The sequence below is a fragment of the Anseongella ginsenosidimutans genome, from assembly GCF_008033235.1.
In the GTDB taxonomy this organism is placed as follows: domain Bacteria; phylum Bacteroidota; class Bacteroidia; order Sphingobacteriales; family Sphingobacteriaceae; genus Anseongella; species Anseongella ginsenosidimutans.
In genome coordinates this window covers 1,155,563-1,172,323 of sequence record NZ_CP042432.1, presented here as the reverse complement: position 1 = coordinate 1,172,323, position 16,761 = coordinate 1,155,563, and the positions used below count along the sequence as shown (strand labels likewise).

Genomic DNA, 16,761 nt, shown 5'->3' with positions numbered 1-16,761 from the left:
ATGCAAAAGATTCCCGGCTTTAGGGCTATTGACCAGTTCTCATTTAACGGCAGCGAATGTTTTCTGAGCGGGCTTCCGGCGTCGGAAAAATTATCCGTTTTCCCTGATTGGCTTTTAGACCGGTATGGGCTGCGGGATAAAACATTTAATTTACTGGACGAACGTGTGGCCGCCTATGGCGGGCTTTACGTGCCCTGCCATCCGGTCGTAAAAAGCGCTGCAGAGCGTCTGGAAGACCAGGTAATGCGGGCTTTTGAAGAAGGTTACCGCGGGCTGAAAACGCTTCATGAGCATGAATTATTCCTCTGGACAGGAAAACTGGTCATGTCATTGATTTACCGGGAGTTTGAAACGGCGGCGGCGTTGCAACCTGCCGGGGCGGCGTTGGATGTGGCGCCCTCTCTTCTGGCCAAATTGAACAATCTGCAACTGCTTATGCAATCGCTCTTCAGGCCAGTTGAACTGGACCGATTTACGCCCTGGACCATGATACTGGTGGAAATGGAAGCTCCGGGGCCGGAAAAAGAGGACTTCCGTTATAATGACGAAGTAAATACGCTTATTTTTTCGATGGAAGCCCGCGGCGCCGGGCTTATTTCCTGCCTGCAGGATAATGGAGAGAACAAACGCTATCACCAGGGCCTCCTGGAGCGGATCGAAGGAAAAAAATTGCAGCCCATTCAGTTCGCGGAGCTTTGCGCCCGGTTCTATTATTCGGCTTACCTGTTCAACCGGGTGCCGCAATACCTTGTTTATCCTCCCGGAAATGCTGACGAAGCAATTACCATTGAATCCATGCCGCTTCAAACCGGCGCTGCCACCGGCGCCCTCTTCGATAACTGGGATAATAAAGTTTATGCGCAGGTGCTGGAAACGTTCTGGAAACCATGGAATATTTCCCGGTTCGAGATCCTGAAAACCCCTGAAAATCCGTTGAGTTATATACTTGATCAGGAAGGTAATTTCATAAAAAAATGCGTGCCACCGGGCGATGACACGCATAACTAACCTAAACCTATGAATTATGAGAAAGATTATGTAAACCCTTTCGGGTCAATGCATACTTAGTGTGTTTTTTACACTAAGCAAAGGACGGTATTTTTCTCTTATCTGCAAAATAATTTCGAAAAAAAATTTGTTAAATATTTGTTACATATAGCCTGCGGTACAAGTCCGGCTCCTGGCAGATGTTCACCTGAAACGTGCTTGTACCGCAGGTTCATGCTCTCAACGCATTACCAGTTGTCAGGAAGTAAGCTGGTTGACAAAATGGGGAATAATGCCTGGCGTCAGCAGGACGGTGAAGAGGATCCCGGTCAGCGCGCCGTAAAAGTGGGCGTCATGATTTACGCGGTCATGCTGATTGCGTGAAGCATACACGCAGTAGACCAGGTAAAGGGGGCCGAAAATATAGGCCGGGATGCCTATGGGAATAAAAAAAAGAAATAACTTGGTTGTCGGATCGAATAAAATATAGCTGAATAATACGGCGGAAATAGCACCGGATGCTCCCAGGCTGGCATACCCGGAATTATTCCGGTGTTTTATAATAGTTGGAATATCGCTCAGTATCAGCCCGCCGATGTACAGCAAGGCGAATTCCCAGCTGCCAATCATCGCTTCCAGGCGAAATGCAAAGAAAAAGAACGTGAGCATATTGAAGAGCAGGTGGCCGAAATCGGCATGAATGAGGCCGCTTGTAATAATGGTGTATAGCCTTTCCTTGCGCACGAAACTATAGGGGTGCAGCATGAACTGATGATTCAGATTCTGATTGACATACAATCCGTAAAAACTCGTAATGAGTGTGAAAATAAAAATGATAACCGCCACCGGGGCGGCCTGAAGCACTTCCTGCATATTTATTAAATTTAATTTACCCTGAATATCGGGTAGCGAAGATGCGATTTTTCATAGTAAGGTGAACGACGGTAAATGAAATCAAGCTGTGCTGCACCGTTCTTTGCAAATTCCGGATCATGTTTCTTTTTATCTTCCAGTTGTTGTTTAAGTTCTTTATCAGCCTTTAACAGGTCTGCTGCCAGATCTTCAAATACATAAGCTGAAAAATATTCCTTCTGCCCCAGTATGGAATCAAAAAAATTCCAGGCAAAGTAGGAATCCGGCGCCTGCGGCTCCAGCACTTCCATGATATAACGCACGGAGGGCTGGTTTGTGTGAACCAGGTAATCACCCTTATAGCATTTAACTTGCTGTTTTTCTTTCCTGACCTGCATGTCATAATGCAGGTAATGTCCCTCATAGGGAGTCTTTACCGTTTTATAGTCTTCAATATAATATACCTCCGCTTCCATTTCCGTATCCCTTTCCAGCTGTTGAAGCGTTACCCCGTTAAGTTTTAGCAACTCAATGGCCCTGCTCCAGGATTGCGGCACCAGGTAAGCCTTCGGTCTCCCCACGGTTATAACCGGCCTGTAATCATTATAAAAGCCTATTTGCTTGGTATACGGATGGCTGGTATCATAATAAAGACGGGGCTTCCCGCTTAATTCGCTCTTCTTATAGGAAGCCTTGTAACCCCTGAATTCAATTGTATCGAAGGAAGTCGTGTCAAGCCTCCAATGCAGGGTAAATTCCTCTTGTTCCTTTACTTTTTGATCGGCCAGGCTTTTGGCCTCCAGGAGCGCCTGATGATCCCGTTCCAGGATGGCGATCAGTTCTTCCATAAATACATAGGAAGCCCGCACCCGCTGTTCATAGGGTTTCAGCATGTGGGTTTCCAGTACATAGCCTATGGTATTGAACAGTGCTGAATAGCCGGTGCTGTACCGCGGACTGTCATAAAAGCCGATCAAACCGCTTTCGGGGGTAGTTTCCCTGAAGTGTACATAGGGAACCGGCGGGAAGCAACTGTCCGTAAGTATACGGTCAAGCACGGGATTTAATGAACCGGTCATATAAGCAGCCAGGGCGGGGTGGAGCTTATCTTTTTGACTGGCAATATAGGTGATCACATGCTGGTAATCCGCTCCGTTCGTCGTATGATTATCAATAAATACATGCGGCTTCCACCGCTGGAAGATCTGCTGGAAAGATTGCGAATTTTTCGAATCGGTTTTGATGAAATCCCGGTTCAGATCCAGGTTTCGACTATTCCCGCGAAAACCGTAAGACCGGGGGCCGTTCTGGTTCGCCCGGGAGTAGCTGTTGCGATTGAGTGCGCCTCCTACGTTATAAACCGGGATAATGCAAATCACCAGGTTTTCGGGGAGGCTATTTTTCTCAAGCATATCCCGGCTTAACATCATGGTGGCGTCAATACCCTCGGGTTCACCGGGATGGATGCCGTTATTGATCAGTAATACCGGTCTATCGCCGCCTGGCTCAAAATTCCCGTTTTCAGAAAGAATAAAAAGATGCAACGGCTCCCCGGAATCGGTACTGCCGGCTTGGACCAGCTTAGCCTGCTCATATTTCTGATCCAGCATGTTGAACCAGCTAATTACCTGGCCGTACGTAGCAGTTTCATTCCCGTCGCTTTGTTCAAAAGGCGTTTTTTGAGCAGCCGCGGGGAGGAATTGCAGGCAGCAAAGAAGAAGCAGTAAAGGTTTGTCCATACTACTTCAGGAGTTCATCAATTTTCGCCGCCAGTTTACGGTCCTTTTCTGTGACTATATTCCCGGCATCATGAGAGGAGAGCCAGATATCCACTTTGTTATACACATTCGTCCATTCCGGATGATGATCCATTTTTTCGGCCAGCAAAGCGACCCTGGTCATAAAGCCCCAGGCTTCCGTAAAATTTCCGAATTCAAAATGCCGGTGTAATTTGTTCCCTGATTCGTTCCACATATGCATTTATTTTTATACAAAATTTAACACGTTAACCGTTTACACGCAAGTCTCCTGCAGGTTATTAAGTTCACCGAAAGCCTTAATTCCTTCTTCTTGCCGGTAGCAAACATTAGCGGTAAGCTCCGGCAAAATAAGGCCCTTTTGGCCCGAAATTAAGCCGCAGTCCTACCGAAAGCGTACTGAAAAAATCGTTTGAGGTACTGGCGGAAGTAGCCAGCGCGTCCAGTTCGTCCGAGAAAGAAATATTGAGCCGGTAATTAATGAACAACGTCAATATTTCCAGGTCAAGCTCCTTCATCAGCGGAATATTGGCGCCTGCAAAAACAGGCACAATGACGTCGGAGCTTTTATACAGTTTTGGGTCCGGTTTTTCAGGAGCGCCGGGCAGCTCTTCTCCCTCCCCGACGGATCCCGGAGGGCCGGAAACGGCGTTGCTATGAATGATCCCCAGTCCCGCGCCGGCGTATAACTTGCTGAGGACAGCGCCGAAGCCGCTTGCGTTTCTTCCGGTAAACTGTCCGGCCTGCAGCCTTGCGTCCACGGCGAAGGCGACGAATTTATTCTCAAATTCAAGGGAATTTTCATAATTACCCGTGAGTTTACCAAATTCCGCATCAATTCCTACTGCCGCATAAGGAGTTATATTATAGTGAAAGGCGCCGTTAATCACCGGTTCAAAGGAAAAATCCGTAACATCCATATGAGGAACAGCAGCTCCTCCTCCCAGGGAAACAGACATTTTTTTGTAGTTAAACTGGGGAAATGCGAACAAAGGCAGTAAAAGAAAGATTCCAAGCAATGTCTTCATATATTTTTTCGCTTTTATAAGAAAGAACGTAAAAAAGTCCGGGCAGGTATCAAACCCGGCCCTTTTCCAATGATTAGGTCACCAATACCAGTACGGAACGCGCTTTTACTTTACGAAGCATATTTTTCCGATGGGTTGTCACCGTATTAGGGCTTAATATCAGTTTATTCATCCGCCTCCGTTATCATTACAATGTCTGTCATATATCTACAATAAATGTACAAAATTATATTGCTTCCGCTAACCGCGGCTGGCAGCGGCGCGAAGGATAAGCTAGCGCGTGCCGGGCCGGGCCTTACGCGGCTCTTCATTAAACGCTGCTAAATATTGCTTCAACTCGCTAATGTTCGCCCTGTAAAATCGAACGCGTTTATAAATATAAAAGCCCATGATACTGAAACCTGCCAGCATGGCAAGGAGAATGTCTGTCCGGAAGATATCCAGGAAATCGCCGTTTCCAAGATATTGCGATGTTGCCCGGCCCATAATAAAGACAACAACAAATACGGAAACGATAAAAAAGATCTCCTGCCTGAATGAACGGTTAAGATGGCGGATCTTTTCGGCCAGGGCAAGTTTAAGATCAGTGTCCGGCACCGTTATTTTCATAACGGAATATTTCATCCAGTAGAAGGAGACCACGATGAGGCAGACTATAACGATAGACAACAATGACAACAGCCCCCCATAGGTTAACCGGAAAACCGGCCCGTCATCACCCAGTAAAAAATGCAGGAATGGATGCACCAAAATATTCGCGAATATCCCAACAAGCAGGAATGTAATGATGCGACCGTATTTCCTTTTCATTCCTGTTAATGTTCCGGCCGTCTTTTCTTTAAGGATCAATTTTAACTGTTCCATGTTTTGTTTATTTAGTTCAAGATTTTTAGTTGCTTCCCGCTCCCAGGCGGCCTTTAAATCATCTAATTCCATGATCAACGGTTTAATATTTTCTTTAATTTTACCTTGATCCTGCTCATCTTAACCCCCACGTTTCCTTCCGACAAACCCATGATCTCTGCAATTTCCCGGTAGGTCTTTTCATCCAAATAGAGCATTACCAGGGCCTTGTCCAATTTATCAAGTTGATCTATCGCTGCCTGCAATTCCTTGTCAAATAAAATATCCAGCCGCTGGGCGGAAGCTTCAGGTATGGCATTGTGGCCGGCGGATAAGCCCTGCTGCGGAGGCCGGCGATTATTCTTCCTCAACCCTGTGATGGCCGTGTTTAATCCGATGCGGTATATCCAGGTACTTACCTTAGCGGTGGAATTAAATCCCGGCCAGGATTTCCAGAGCTGAAGGATGATCTCCTGGAACAGATCTTCTGAATCGGTATTATCCCTGCAGTACATCCGGCATATCTTAAAGATGATGCCCTGATGCTTATTTACCGCCGCCAGGAACGCTTCTTCCAATGTTTTTTATAATTAGTCGCAGGACTGTTAGAAAACTTACAAAAAATATCAAAAAGTACCGGGGGTTATTCAAACATATCTTTCCTAACGGTGTTAGGTAAATCTATAATGAGTATTGCAGAGAGAAGATGTAGGGAAAAACAGGCGCTGCGGGAGAATATCCTTAATACCGCCTGGCAGATCGTCCGGGACGAAGGCTGGCAATCACTTTCCATCCGGAAGATCGCTGATGCCATAGAATATAGCGTTCCGGTGATCTATGATCATTTCGAAAATAAGGAAGCGATACTTATGGAATTCGGCAAGCAGGGTTTTGAATTGATCATCAAGAAAATGCTGGCTGCGAAAAACCAGACCCGGGACCCTGAAGAACAACTGAAGGCCATCGCAAACGCGTACTGGAGCTTTGCATTTAAGCACAAGGAATATTACCAGCTGATGTGGGGGATGAATATTCCCTGCTGCGGAATGGAACGATGTATCCCCGAGCGCTTTGATTTCAAAGACCTGATCATGGGGCCCATGAACAGTATTATTGAAAGAAGCAATAACCAGACGGTAAAGGCCTGTATCAAGTACCATACGTTCTGGTCCATCCTTCACGGGCTTATTTCTATAAAAATGATCGCGCCGCCGGATGATTCTCTGGAAGTAAATAAAATGGTCATGGAAGATGCTATTGAGGGTTTTATTAAAAATCTGAGTTCTTAAATTTTTTTCCGCGTTTGCTTAACAACGTTAGTTTATATAACACTGATATAACAATCTCTTAATCCACACACAAAATGAACAACTTAATCCACACAGCAACAAAGAATAAAGGTAGGCGGACTTACCTGCCTTTATTCTTTATCCTTCTGTCTTTCGTCTTTTTACAGGCCTGCAGCACGTCTACCGGGAGCGAAAACCCGGCAGCGGCCCCTCAGAGCCTGCCGGTGATCACCCTTAGCAGCCAGCCGGTTACCACCTACCAGGAGTTTTCCGCTACCCTGGAAGGAAGCAAGGACATTGAGATCCGTCCCCAGGTGGACGGGCAGTTAACGGAAATCTACGTTGATGAAGGCGATCTTGTAAAGGAAGGGCAGCGGCTTTTCAAGATCAATGACCGGGAATATACCCAGCAGTTCAATAATGCGAAGGCAAGCGTCGCTGCCGCAAAGGCCAACCTGGCATATGCCGAAATTGAAGTTGCCAAGTTAAGCCCCCTGGTAGCGAACAAGGTGATTTCCGAGGTACAATTAAAATCTGCCAAAGCCGCGCAGCTTGCCGCGGAAGCGAATGTTGCTCAGGCCGAAGCCATGCTGGAAAGCGCCCGGATCAACCTTGATTATACCGTAGTGCGGGCGCCGGCAGAGGGCTATATTGGCCGCATTCCGTTTAAAACGGGTAGCTTGGTAAATCCTTCCAACCCGCAGGCCCTGACGGTACTTTCAGAGATAAAGAATGTATTTGTCTATTTTTCAATGAGCGAGAGCGAATTCCTTCGTTTCAAGGAAGAAGCTTCCGGGAACAGCGTGATTGAAAAGATCGACAGCCTGCCACCGGTGGAGCTGGTCCTTGCCGATGGAAGCTTTTATCCAAAGAAAGGAAAGGTGGAACTGGTTTCGGGCCAGTTCGATAACAGCATGGGAGCTATTACTTTCCGGGCGGTATTTCCGAATGCAGACCGATTGCTTCGTTCGGGCAGTACAGGCAGGATAAGGATACCCCGCATCCGGACGGCGGCGCTCACCGTACCCCAGGAAGCCACATTCAACCTGCAGGACAAGATCTTTGTCTTCGCGGTAGGCAGCGACAATAAGGTGGTGAGCAAACCGCTCACTATTTCCGGGAAAAGCGGGACCAGTTACCTGGTGGAGAGCGGGCTGAGCCCCGGCGATAAGATCGTGTACTCCGGACTTGACCGGCTGCAGGACGGTTCAGCGATTACGCCCATGTTTGTTTCCATCGATAGCTTGAAAACGATCGGGTCGCTCTGAGCAACCCTTCCCTTCATTAGCAAATCCTAACATATGTAAGGGACAATATGTCCCCTGCCTTTCCCGCGCCGCGGAAATGCCCGCGGCGCGGAAGAAAGGTTAAATTCTTACCCAGATGTTAAAAATATTCATCGAACGACCGGTTTTATCAACCGTAATGGCCATCATTTTGGTCATACTCGGCATCATTTCCATTACCAGGCTTCCCATTTCGCAGTTCCCGGATATTGCCCCGCCCACCGTTGTCGTTACTGCGACTTACCCCGGCGCTAATGCCGAGGTAGTGGCCCGCTCAGTGGCAACGCCCATAGAAGAAGCCGTCAACGGCGTGGAGGGCATGACCTATATGACTTCCAATTCAAGTAATGACGGTACGATGACCCTGAACGTTTTCTTCGAGCAGGGTACCGACCCGGATGTAGCGGCGGTGAACGTCCAGAACCGCGTTTCCAAGGCGAGTAATAAAATTCCGCAGGAAGTGATCGAGGCAGGGATATCTACGCAAAAACAGCAGAACAGCTTCCTGATGTTCGTGGCCCTGACCTCTCAAGACAGCTTATATGACGAAACCTTCATTCAGAACTATATCAAGATCAATCTTATTCCCCGCATGCAGCGGATCCGCGGCGTAGCGGAAGTGCAGCCCTTCGGGAGCCGGGAATACAGCATGCGCATCTGGCTGAAGCCTGATCGCCTGGCCGCCTATGGATTATCTCCGCAGGAAGTTATCCGCGCCATCGACGGTCAGAACCGGGAGGCTGCTCCCGGCCGTTTCGGACAGGGAAGCGAAGAAGTATTTGAATATGTCCTGAAATATAAGGGCAAGCTGAATGAACCAAAAGACTATGAAAACATCATTGTAAAAGCCAATAACGATGGCTCAGTCATCCGCGTGAAGGACCTGGCGCGGGTATCCTTCGGTTCATTTTCCTATGCCGCCAACAGCCGCCTGAACGGCGGCCCAACCTCCGGCATCGCCTTGCTGCAAACCGCGGGCTCTAACGCCAACGAGATCCTTATCGAAGCGGAAAACCAGATCAAAGAATTCTCGGAAACGCTGCCTGCAGGCATAGAGCCGGTGATCATGTTCAATGCCAAGGATTTCCTGGATGAATCCATCAGCCAGGTAAATCATACGCTGGTTGAAGCCTTCATCCTGGTATTCGTCGTGGTTTTCATCTTCCTGCAGGGCTTCCGTGCCACCCTGATCCCTGCCATTGCCGTACCGGTAGCCATTATCGGCACCTTCTTTTTCCTGCAGGTATTCGGCTTCAGTATTAACCTGCTTACATTGTTTGCCCTTGTACTGGCCATCGGTATTGTGGTAGATGACGCTATCGTGGTGGTGGAAGCGGTCCACTCCAAGATGGAGCGAACCGGCCTGCCAGCCAGAGATGCCACCCTGGAGTCGATGAAGGAAATATCGGGCGCTATTGTTTCCATTACCCTGGTGATGGCCGCAGTATTTGTTCCGGTAACCTTTATGCAGGGCCCGGTAGGGGTATTTTACAAGCAGTTTGCCTTCACCCTGGCCATTGCGATCCTCATTTCGGCGTTCAACGCCCTTACGCTGAGTCCGGCATTATGCGCCTTATTCCTGGATACGGGAGAAACAGGTCATGGTGAAGAGGCGGCAGGGAAAAAACAAGGCTTTATCAAACGCTTTTTCAATGCCTTTAATATCGCGTTCAATGCGATTACTTCGAAATACCTGGCCTCGCTTCGTTTTCTCTTCCGCAGAAAGTGGGTAGCTCTTTCAGGACTGGCGCTGGTAACCGCCGTTACGTTCATGATGCTGCGCAATACCCCTACGGGCTTTATTCCTACCGAGGACCAGGGATTCGTACTGTACGCGGTAAATACGCCGCCGGGAAGCTCCCTGGAACGGACGCATAAAGCCATGGAGCAGATCGAAGAGATCGTCAGCAAGGAAGCCTTCACAAAGAATCATTACCAGGTGGACGGGCTCAACTTTATTTCCAATGCCCAGGCCGCTCCTTACGGCGCCGGTTTTATCCGGACGAAGGACAAGGAAGACCGCGGCCCCATCAAAGATTACGAAGCCATTGCGGCCAGCCTCACCCAAAAGGTGGCGCAGCAGGTAAAAGGCGCCCAGGCTGTATTCTTTACCTTTCCGACCGTTTCCGGCTTCGGTAACGTGGACGGTTTCGAATTTATGCTGCAGGACCGCGGAAATGGCAATATGCAGCACCTGGATACCACCGCGCAACGTTTTATCGGCGCCCTGATGCAACGGGAAGAAATCGCGTTTGCCTTTACCACTTTTGCAGCTAATAATCCCCAGTACGAGATCGTGGTGGATGAAAAAAGGACGAAGCAGCTCGGCGTTAACGTGAGCGACCTGCTGGAGACCCTGCAAATCTATTTCGGGAGCGCCTTTATTTCGGACTTTAACCGGTTCGGGAAGTTCTATCGTGTCATTGCCCAGGCTGATGTAGAATACCGCAGCGACCCTTCTTCGCTCGACGATATTTATGTAAAGAACAAGGACGGGGAAATGGTCGCGGTCAATGCAATGGTGACCCTTGACCAGGTGTACGGCCCGGAAACCGTTACCAGGAACAATTTGTACAACGCCGTGACCATTAACGGGAAACCGGCGCCGGGCTACAGCACAGGGGATGCCATTACCGCCATTGAGGAAACCGCGGCGCAGGTATTGCCCCGCAGCTTCGGGTACGAATGGACGGGCATGACCCGCGAAGAAAAGAAAGCCGGTTCGCAAACGATCATCATTTTCATCATGAGCCTGGTTTTCATTTACTTCCTGCTTTCGGCACAGTATGAAAGTTATATTCTTCCCCTGGCGGTGGTGCTGACCATTCCCCTGGGCGTCTTCGGGGTAATGCTATTCATTAACCTGATGGGCATAGACAATAATATTTACGTACAGGTGGCCTTGATCATGCTCATAGGCCTGCTGGCGAAGAATGCCATTCTTATCGTGGAATACGCCGTGCAGCGGCGAAAGGCCGGCAGATCCATCGTGGCTTCAGCACTAGAAGCTTCCCGCCTTCGCTTCCGTCCTATTTTAATGACATCGCTTGCCTTTATTGTGGGTATGATCCCGCTCCTGCGCGCAAGCGGCGGCTCAGCCCTGGGTAACCATTCTATTGGTGCAGGCGCCGTGGGAGGCATGCTCACCGGCGTGGTATTAGGCGTCTTCATTATCCCGGTATTGTATATTATCTTTCAGTATCTCCAGGAGAAGAGTTTCCGCCCGAAGCGGGCCAAGGCGCAGGCCGCCCCGCGCAGAATACCGGCGCTCCGGCAGGGTGTAACGATCATACTCCTGATTGTTTTACCGGCATTGTTGTACTCCTGCTCGGTTAAACGGGAATACCAGCGCCCCGAAACCGAACTTCCCGGGCAGTTCCGGACCGGCAGCGAAAGCGGGCAAACGACTCCTAATACAGACAGCGCCGGCATCGCACGCCTGGAATGGAAAGCGTTCTTTACGGACAGCGCGCTTCAGCTCCTCATCGATAGCGTGCTTAGCCGGAACTACGATATGCAAACGGCTTTTAATACGGTAAGGCTAAACGCCGAATTCCTTAAACAAGCCCGGGTAGCCTGGCTACCCACCCTGAATGCCGGTGTGCAGGCAAGTACTTCCCGCCTTTCCCAAAACAGCCTGAATGGGCTAAACCTGGCGGAGGCGACCGGGAGCAAGCATATGGAAGATTACCTGGCAGGGCTCGACCTTAGCTGGGAAATTGATATCTGGAACAAGACAGGCCTCGGGAAAAAGGCGGCTTTAGCCAACTACCTGCAAAGCGAAGCCGCCGTGACCTGGCTGAAAACCCGTCTGATCGCGTCCACGGCGTCGGCTTATTACCAGTTGCTCACCCTTCATGAACAGCTAACCATTGCCCAAAGGAATCTGGGACTCCAGGATAGTACCCTTCGCATTATGCGGCTGCAGCATGAAGCGGGCCAGGTTAGCCTTTTGGCGGTGCAGCAGGCTGAAGTGCAAAAGGAAACCACCGCTGCACTTATTCCTGAACTTGAACAGGCGCTCATGATACAGGAAAATGCGCTGAGCATCCTGATGGCAGAAGAACCGCAGGCGATTGCTGTGAAGTCGGAGCCGGTAGAATTTTCCATTCCCGAAGAGCTTTCAGCCGGCGTACCCGCGGCTCTCCTGAGCTATCGCCCGGATGTCCGTGCAAGCGAATATGCGCTCCAGGCTGCGGATGCCGAAGTAGGCATCAGCCAGGCGAACAGGTATCCGTCTTTGAGCATTACCGCTTCCGGGGGCCTGAACGCGTTCAAAGCCAGCAGCTGGTTCACTACGCCTGCCTCCCTCTTTGGAACGGTTGCAGGAAACCTGGTGCAGCCCGTCTTTAACCACCGGCGGCTGAAAACGGAATACGAAGCCGCAAAGATCCGGCGGGAAAATGCCGTTATCGAGTTCCGTTCGAATGTATTACAAGCCGTCGGCGAAGTGTCTGACGCACTGGTGCAATTAACGAAACTGGAGGAACAGATAGACCGCGCACAGACACGGAAAACCATTTTGGAAAAAGCGATCCCCAACGCCCGTTTATTATTCAACAGCGGGATGGCAACTTACCTGGAGGTAATCACCGCTCAGCAAAATGCCTTGCAAAACGAGCTGAGCCTCACCAGCCTGAAAAGGCAACGCATTAACGCCTATATTTTGCTGTACCGCAGCCTGGGGGGAGCATAAACAGATAGCGAAGGAGCATGAAGGTAGCGGGGCAACGTAAACAGATAGCGAAGGAGCATAAAGGTAGCGGGGCAGCCTGAACAGGTAGAACGGAGCGTAAGAAGGTAGCGGGGCAACGTAAAACAGATAGCGGGTGGAGCCTGAACAGGTAATAAAGAGCGTGAGCGGGTAGCGCATAAACTAATTGCGGGAAGGGTATTGCGGAAAGGATATAAAACCGTCGAAAAAAGCGATATTTGAAAAAAAGCGGAATAAAGATCGTTATGAAAATAGCACTGGCTTCCCCACCGATTCCCCGATCCATAAATGAAGGCCTTGACTGGGTTGAAAAGCTGGCGCAGGACGCCGCTAAGGAACAGGCAGCAATCATCTGTTTCCCGGAGTCCTTCCTGCCCGGTTACCGCGGAATGGGATACAGGAAGGAAGACCGTTCGCCGGAAAAATTACGATCGGCATTAGATAAAGCGCGTAAGATTGCGGCGGGCCAGTCCATTGGTATCATTTTACCCATGGACTGGCCGCATCCGCTGGGTTTTTCAAATGTGGCGCAGGTAATTTCAGAGAAAGGCGAGCCATTAGGTTACCAAACCAAAAACCAGCTGGATCCAAGTGAAGATGATTTCTGGATTCCCGGCACCGAACGCAGTATTTTTGAAATCAATGGATTAAAATTCGGGATTGTTATCTGCCATGAAGGCTTCCGTTATCCTGAATTGGTCAGATGGGCCGCCCGGCGGGACGCCAAGATCGTATTTCATCCTTATTTTACCGGGAGCAATAAAGAAGGCGTCCCGCTTACCGAATGGGGAAACAAAGACAATCCTTATTATGAAAAAGCCATGATGATGAGAGCTTTGGAAAATACGATCTATTTTGCAAGCGCAAATTATGCTTCCCTTTATCCCGAATCAGCCAGCTCCGTCATAAGCCCGGACGGCAGGTGCGTTGCCCACGCGCCCTATGGGAAAGCAGGGATAACTGTTGCGGAAATTGATCCGGAACTGGCCACCGGCTTACTGGCAAAGAGGTTTAAAGAAGATCTGTACCGGTAATTGTCCGGAAGGTTAAATTGATACGGGCTTTGCTGATGCGTTTGGCGGGCGGCAGGCGGTGCAGCCAGTGAGTTTGGGTCGCATCTTTCATTACGAGCAAACTGCCATGTTCCAGGATGATTGAAACGGTTTCCTTCGTCTCCTTATGTTTGAACGCAAACTTTCGTTCCGCACCAAAGCTAAGGGAGCCGATGGCCCCGTTTCTTTTCAGATCCTTTTCACCGTCGCTATGCCAGGCCATTCCTTCTTCCCCGTTATGATACAGGTTAAGCAAACAGGAGTTGAACTTTTCGCCTGTTTTTTCCTCCACCGCCTTCTTCAGAGCCAATAGCTCTTCCGTCCAGGGCAGCGCGCGCTTAGTGACACCGGAATACGTATATTCAAAATTGCGCTCGCCGTACCAGGCCACTTTTCGTTTGGTCCGGACCAGTTTTCCGAAGATCATTGCCTCGTCGCTTTTCCATTCGATATGTTCGAACAGGCTGTCACGGTAATGATCTGCTTCCCCGGGTGAAAACAGTTTGCCGTAATAATTCACGGTCCCGTCTTTGGGAAGTAAATTTATGCTTTCCGGCGGCCCGCTATTAAATAAGTCCATTTCTATTTCTTTGGTTCAAAGCGCCTGCCATTGATGCAGGCGATCTGTTAACTTAATGCATCATGAAAGATGATGCCTAACGTATGGCGTTCGCCGCTCAGCACTTCGCTTACTCCATGTTTCATAGCCGCGCGGTAATACCCTCTGCTTCCTTTTACCGGCCTGAAATTAGTCGTAAAAACAAGCATATCCCCTTTTCCCGGCTTTAGTACAATGGCTTTCGACTGTGCCCTCGGCACCTGTTCCGTCATGACAAATTCGCCTCCGGAATAGTCTTTTCCGTATTCGTCCAGGAACAAGACCAGCTGGAAAGGGAAATATACCTCGCCGTAAAGGTCCTGGTGAAGGGTATTGAAGCCTCCCTTCCCGTACTTCAATATAAGCGGGGTCGGCTTCAGCTGCCCTTTGTGGTGGCATTCTTCCAGGAATTCAGCATGTACGGGCGGAAACCGCCGGTCAATGTTCAGCGCCTCCATCCATTCGTTGGCCATCGGCGCAAGAAAAGGATAGGCGTTCCCCGTATTTCGTCAATGACGTCCGGCAGCGGGTAATCAAAATACTTGTATTCGCCCAGGCCAAAGCGGTGGCGTTCCATTACCACCGTCTTGCGGTATCCTTCGGTCCTGTGGTAGCCGCTTTTTAGCAATTCACATTGCTCGGCCGAAAGTATTCCCGGAATGAGGGCGAATCCTTTCCGGTGCATATCCTCCGAAACACCCGACCAGTTAAAAGCGGCCAGTTTTTCTTTTAAAGATCCCATATTATATGTTTAGACGCCGGCTTTAGATTCCGGCTTTAGCCCCTTCCCAACCAATAATTGCTGTTTTACGTGTGCTTCCCCACATATAGCCGCCAATCGCACCTGTTGACTGGATAACGCGGTGGCAGGGGATCAGGAAGGCCACCGGGTTGCTTCCGATGGCTGTACCCACGGCCCGGGATGCATTCGGGCTTCCCAACTGCTGCGCGATCTGGCCATACGTACTCAGCCCTCCCATGGGAATCCTGAGCAGAGCTTCCCAAACCTTCAGCTGGAAGGCCGTTCCCTTTAAATGCAGCTTGATTTCGGGCAGCTTGCTCCAGTCCGATTGAAAAATAAACAACGCATTTTGCTGAAGCATATCCAGTTTTCTTTGAAAGGCAGCTCCGGGAAATTTAGCGCTCAGGCCTTCCAGCGCCCGCTGCTCATCATCTTCGAAAGCCATATAGCATACGCCTTTATCCGTAGATGCGACAATAAGATTACCGAAAGGGCTTTCCGCAAAGCTGAAATTGATCGAAAGGTCTTTCCCTCCGTTCTTATATTCGGCAGGGGTCATCCCTTCAATATTTACAAACAGATCGTGCAGCCGGCTGGTACCGGATAGCCCTGTTTCATGAGCCGTATCGAACAAGGTGGCGCTTTCATTGCCCTTGAGTATGCGTTTTGCATGCTGCACGCTGATATACTGAAGAAACTTCTTGGGGCTTGTTCCCGCCCATTCCGTAAACAGCCGCTGAAAATGAAAGGGGCTTAAATGCACCTTTTCCGCAATTGTCTCCAGGCCGGGCTGCTCTCTGAAATGCTGCCGGATATAATCGATCGCTGCCGCAATCCGGTTATAATTAATGATCTCCTGTTCTTTCATATTTGTTGATCTTGATCCCGGATACATTATTACTTAATAGCTTTTCTTCGCCGGTCCGGGAACGGGTCGGACAATACAAATGTCGGAAGGTTCTTCGCGAAAAAAAATCCGGAATTTGCTAAGATCAGCCTTTAGCGAATCATCCCAAAACATTTTTGTCGCAGATACCCCTCAATATTGTCGTATTGTGCCAATCCAGTTTCAGGAACAAGGCCTTACCTTTGTTATGACATGATTGGTATAACCTTATAAAACACACAAAGATGGAAACCCTGCAATTCAAAAAAGAGATTAATGCAGCCGTTGACAAGGTGTATAAAACAATGATCGGCAAAGAAACATTCAAACAGTGGACCGCAGTATTCAATCCCTCCTCTGAATTCGAAGGGGGCGGAGATGTTGAAGGAAGCTGGGAAAAGGGTTCGAAAATCCTGTTTATTGGCGCAAGCAAAGAAGGCAAACGCGAGGGCATGGTAGGCTACATCAGGGAAAATACCCCGAACCGGCATATTTCCATCGAATACACAGGCATTGTGGATGGAGAAAATGAACTCACCGAAGGGCCGGTCGCCGAAGAATGGCAAGGCTTCGAAAACTACACTTTTGAAAGCCGGGACGGGACAACTACCGTAACAGTAGATATTGATGTGAACGATCAGATGCTGGAATACTTCCGGATCACGTATCCCAAAGCCCTCGATAAACTGAAAGAGATCTGCGAAGGTTAAGGTTAGCGCTGCGATTA

At 49.3% G+C, this 16,761-nt stretch carries 17 protein-coding genes and 1 pseudogene; 7 read left to right on the top strand and 11 right to left on the bottom strand.

Translation table 11 applies throughout. The features are described 5' to 3' along the window. Positions 1–1,008 carry a hypothetical protein gene (locus tag FRZ59_RS04865; protein WP_132128186.1) on the top strand — a complete coding sequence of 336 codons (1,008 nt, stop codon included), beginning with the start codon at positions 1–3 and terminating at the stop codon, positions 1,006–1,008. Between the two features lie 237 nt (positions 1,009–1,245). Here FRZ59_RS04865 and FRZ59_RS04860 read toward each other — a convergent pair whose 3' ends face one another. The 7 genes from FRZ59_RS04860 to FRZ59_RS04830 all read right to left on the bottom strand — a co-directional run bounded on the left by FRZ59_RS04860 (position 1,246) and on the right by FRZ59_RS04830 (position 6,045). Next, positions 1,246–1,860 carry a rhomboid family intramembrane serine protease gene (locus FRZ59_RS04860; RefSeq protein WP_132128185.1) on the bottom strand — a complete coding sequence of 205 codons (615 nt, stop codon included), beginning with the start codon at positions 1,858–1,860 and terminating at the stop codon, positions 1,246–1,248. 11 nt (positions 1,861–1,871) lie between these two features. Further along, complete coding sequence (locus tag FRZ59_RS04855; protein WP_132128184.1) at positions 1,872–3,578, bottom strand: M14 family metallopeptidase; 1,707 nt, start codon at positions 3,576–3,578, stop codon at positions 1,872–1,874. 1 nt (position 3,579) lies between these two features. Further along, a complete protein-coding gene (locus FRZ59_RS04850) occupies positions 3,580–3,813 on the bottom strand; it encodes a 4a-hydroxytetrahydrobiopterin dehydratase (protein ID WP_132128183.1) in 234 nt (77 codons plus the stop codon). 112 nt (positions 3,814–3,925) lie between these two features. Continuing rightward, positions 3,926–4,624: an outer membrane beta-barrel protein gene (locus FRZ59_RS04845; protein WP_132128182.1), complete on the bottom strand. Its 699-nt coding sequence runs from the start codon at positions 4,622–4,624 to the stop codon at positions 3,926–3,928. Between the two features lie 73 nt (positions 4,625–4,697). Beyond that, positions 4,698–4,796: a LuxR C-terminal-related transcriptional regulator gene (locus FRZ59_RS19890; RefSeq protein ID WP_132128181.1), complete on the bottom strand. Its 99-nt coding sequence runs from the start codon at positions 4,794–4,796 to the stop codon at positions 4,698–4,700. Positions 4,797–4,897: 101 nt separating this feature from the next. Then, on the bottom strand, positions 4,898–5,560 hold the full coding sequence (locus FRZ59_RS04835; RefSeq protein ID WP_132128180.1) for a hypothetical protein: 663 nt from the start codon (positions 5,558–5,560) through the stop codon (positions 4,898–4,900). 2 nt (positions 5,561–5,562) lie between these two features. Further along, a complete protein-coding gene (locus FRZ59_RS04830) occupies positions 5,563–6,045 on the bottom strand; it encodes an RNA polymerase sigma factor (protein ID WP_132128179.1) in 483 nt (160 codons plus the stop codon). Between the two features lie 108 nt (positions 6,046–6,153). Between FRZ59_RS04830 and FRZ59_RS04825 the strand changes: the two genes are divergently transcribed. The 5 genes and pseudogenes from FRZ59_RS04825 (at position 6,154) to FRZ59_RS04810 (ending at position 13,790) form a co-directional block, all read left to right on the top strand. Beyond that, positions 6,154–6,756 (top strand): TetR/AcrR family transcriptional regulator, encoded by a 603-nt coding sequence (locus tag FRZ59_RS04825; RefSeq protein WP_132128178.1) that lies wholly within the window; start codon positions 6,154–6,156, stop codon positions 6,754–6,756. Between the two features lie 74 nt (positions 6,757–6,830). Further along, positions 6,831–8,024: an efflux RND transporter periplasmic adaptor subunit gene (locus FRZ59_RS04820; protein WP_132128177.1), complete on the top strand. Its 1,194-nt coding sequence runs from the start codon at positions 6,831–6,833 to the stop codon at positions 8,022–8,024. 115 nt (positions 8,025–8,139) lie between these two features. Next, positions 8,140–11,280 (top strand): annotated as a pseudogene (locus tag FRZ59_RS04815) (efflux RND transporter permease subunit); the annotation flags it as partial. A gap of 75 nt (positions 11,281–11,355) precedes the next feature. Beyond that, the gene (locus FRZ59_RS19885) at positions 11,356–12,738 is read left to right on the top strand and encodes an efflux transporter outer membrane subunit (protein WP_432417394.1); all 1,383 of its coding nucleotides are present in this window, start codon (positions 11,356–11,358) and stop codon (positions 12,736–12,738) included. A gap of 263 nt (positions 12,739–13,001) precedes the next feature. Continuing rightward, positions 13,002–13,790 carry a carbon-nitrogen hydrolase family protein gene (locus tag FRZ59_RS04810; protein WP_132128175.1) on the top strand — a complete coding sequence of 263 codons (789 nt, stop codon included), beginning with the start codon at positions 13,002–13,004 and terminating at the stop codon, positions 13,788–13,790. Here the strand turns inward: FRZ59_RS04810 and FRZ59_RS04805 are convergent. From FRZ59_RS04805 to FRZ59_RS04795, 4 genes are read right to left on the bottom strand one after another with little or no spacing between them, the layout of a single operon-like run. Further along, positions 13,768–14,388, bottom strand: a complete 621-nt coding sequence (locus tag FRZ59_RS04805) for an alpha-ketoglutarate-dependent dioxygenase AlkB family protein (RefSeq protein WP_132128174.1) — start codon at positions 14,386–14,388, stop codon at positions 13,768–13,770. The two genes, FRZ59_RS04810 and FRZ59_RS04805, sit on opposite strands and share 23 nt — an antisense overlap. Positions 14,389–14,435: 47 nt before the next feature. Then, the gene (locus tag FRZ59_RS18835; RefSeq protein WP_225975192.1) at positions 14,436–14,879 is read right to left on the bottom strand and encodes a 2OG-Fe(II) oxygenase; all 444 of its coding nucleotides are present in this window, start codon (positions 14,877–14,879) and stop codon (positions 14,436–14,438) included. Next, positions 14,852–15,148 carry a hypothetical protein gene (locus FRZ59_RS18830; protein ID WP_225975191.1) on the bottom strand — a complete coding sequence of 99 codons (297 nt, stop codon included), beginning with the start codon at positions 15,146–15,148 and terminating at the stop codon, positions 14,852–14,854. Before FRZ59_RS18830 ends, FRZ59_RS18835 begins: the two co-directional genes overlap by 28 nt. A gap of 22 nt (positions 15,149–15,170) precedes the next feature. Beyond that, a complete protein-coding gene (locus FRZ59_RS04795; protein WP_132128172.1) occupies positions 15,171–16,016 on the bottom strand; it encodes a methylated-DNA--[protein]-cysteine S-methyltransferase in 846 nt (281 codons plus the stop codon). Positions 16,017–16,279: 263 nt separating this feature from the next. Here FRZ59_RS04795 and FRZ59_RS04790 point away from each other — a divergent pair, with 263 nt between their 5' ends. Next, positions 16,280–16,744 (top strand): SRPBCC family protein, encoded by a 465-nt coding sequence (locus tag FRZ59_RS04790; RefSeq protein WP_132128171.1) that lies wholly within the window; start codon positions 16,280–16,282, stop codon positions 16,742–16,744. Positions 16,745–16,761 lie beyond the last annotated feature (17 nt).

Bases quoted from the DNA above. Each gene is read 5' to 3' on its own strand.
- FRZ59_RS04850 (WP_132128183.1), bottom strand. From the start codon at position 3,813: ATGTGGAACGAATCAGGGAACAAATTACACCGGCATTTTGAATTCGGA.
- FRZ59_RS19890 (WP_132128181.1), bottom strand. From the start codon at position 4,796: ATGAATAAACTGATATTAAGCCCTAATACGGTGACAACCCATCGGAAA.
- FRZ59_RS04860 (WP_132128185.1), bottom strand. From the start codon at position 1,860: ATGCAGGAAGTGCTTCAGGCCGCCCCGGTGGCGGTTATCATTTTTATT.
- FRZ59_RS04855 (WP_132128184.1), bottom strand. From the start codon at position 3,578: ATGGACAAACCTTTACTGCTTCTTCTTTGCTGCCTGCAATTCCTCCCC.
- FRZ59_RS04825 (WP_132128178.1), top strand. From the start codon at position 6,154: ATGAGTATTGCAGAGAGAAGATGTAGGGAAAAACAGGCGCTGCGGGAG.
- FRZ59_RS04820 (WP_132128177.1), top strand. From the start codon at position 6,831: ATGAACAACTTAATCCACACAGCAACAAAGAATAAAGGTAGGCGGACT.
- FRZ59_RS04810 (WP_132128175.1), top strand. From the start codon at position 13,002: ATGAAAATAGCACTGGCTTCCCCACCGATTCCCCGATCCATAAATGAA.
- FRZ59_RS04845 (WP_132128182.1), bottom strand. From the start codon at position 4,624: ATGAAGACATTGCTTGGAATCTTTCTTTTACTGCCTTTGTTCGCATTT.
- FRZ59_RS04805 (WP_132128174.1), bottom strand. From the start codon at position 14,388: ATGGACTTATTTAATAGCGGGCCGCCGGAAAGCATAAATTTACTTCCC.
- FRZ59_RS04865 (WP_132128186.1), top strand. From the start codon at position 1: ATGCAAAAGATTCCCGGCTTTAGGGCTATTGACCAGTTCTCATTTAAC.
- FRZ59_RS18830 (WP_225975191.1), bottom strand. From the start codon at position 15,148: ATGGGATCTTTAAAAGAAAAACTGGCCGCTTTTAACTGGTCGGGTGTT.
- FRZ59_RS04795 (WP_132128172.1), bottom strand. From the start codon at position 16,016: ATGAAAGAACAGGAGATCATTAATTATAACCGGATTGCGGCAGCGATC.
- FRZ59_RS18835 (WP_225975192.1), bottom strand. From the start codon at position 14,879: ATGGCCAACGAATGGATGGAGGCGCTGAACATTGACCGGCGGTTTCCG.
- FRZ59_RS04790 (WP_132128171.1), top strand. From the start codon at position 16,280: ATGGAAACCCTGCAATTCAAAAAAGAGATTAATGCAGCCGTTGACAAG.
- FRZ59_RS04835 (WP_132128180.1), bottom strand. From the start codon at position 5,560: ATGGAATTAGATGATTTAAAGGCCGCCTGGGAGCGGGAAGCAACTAAA.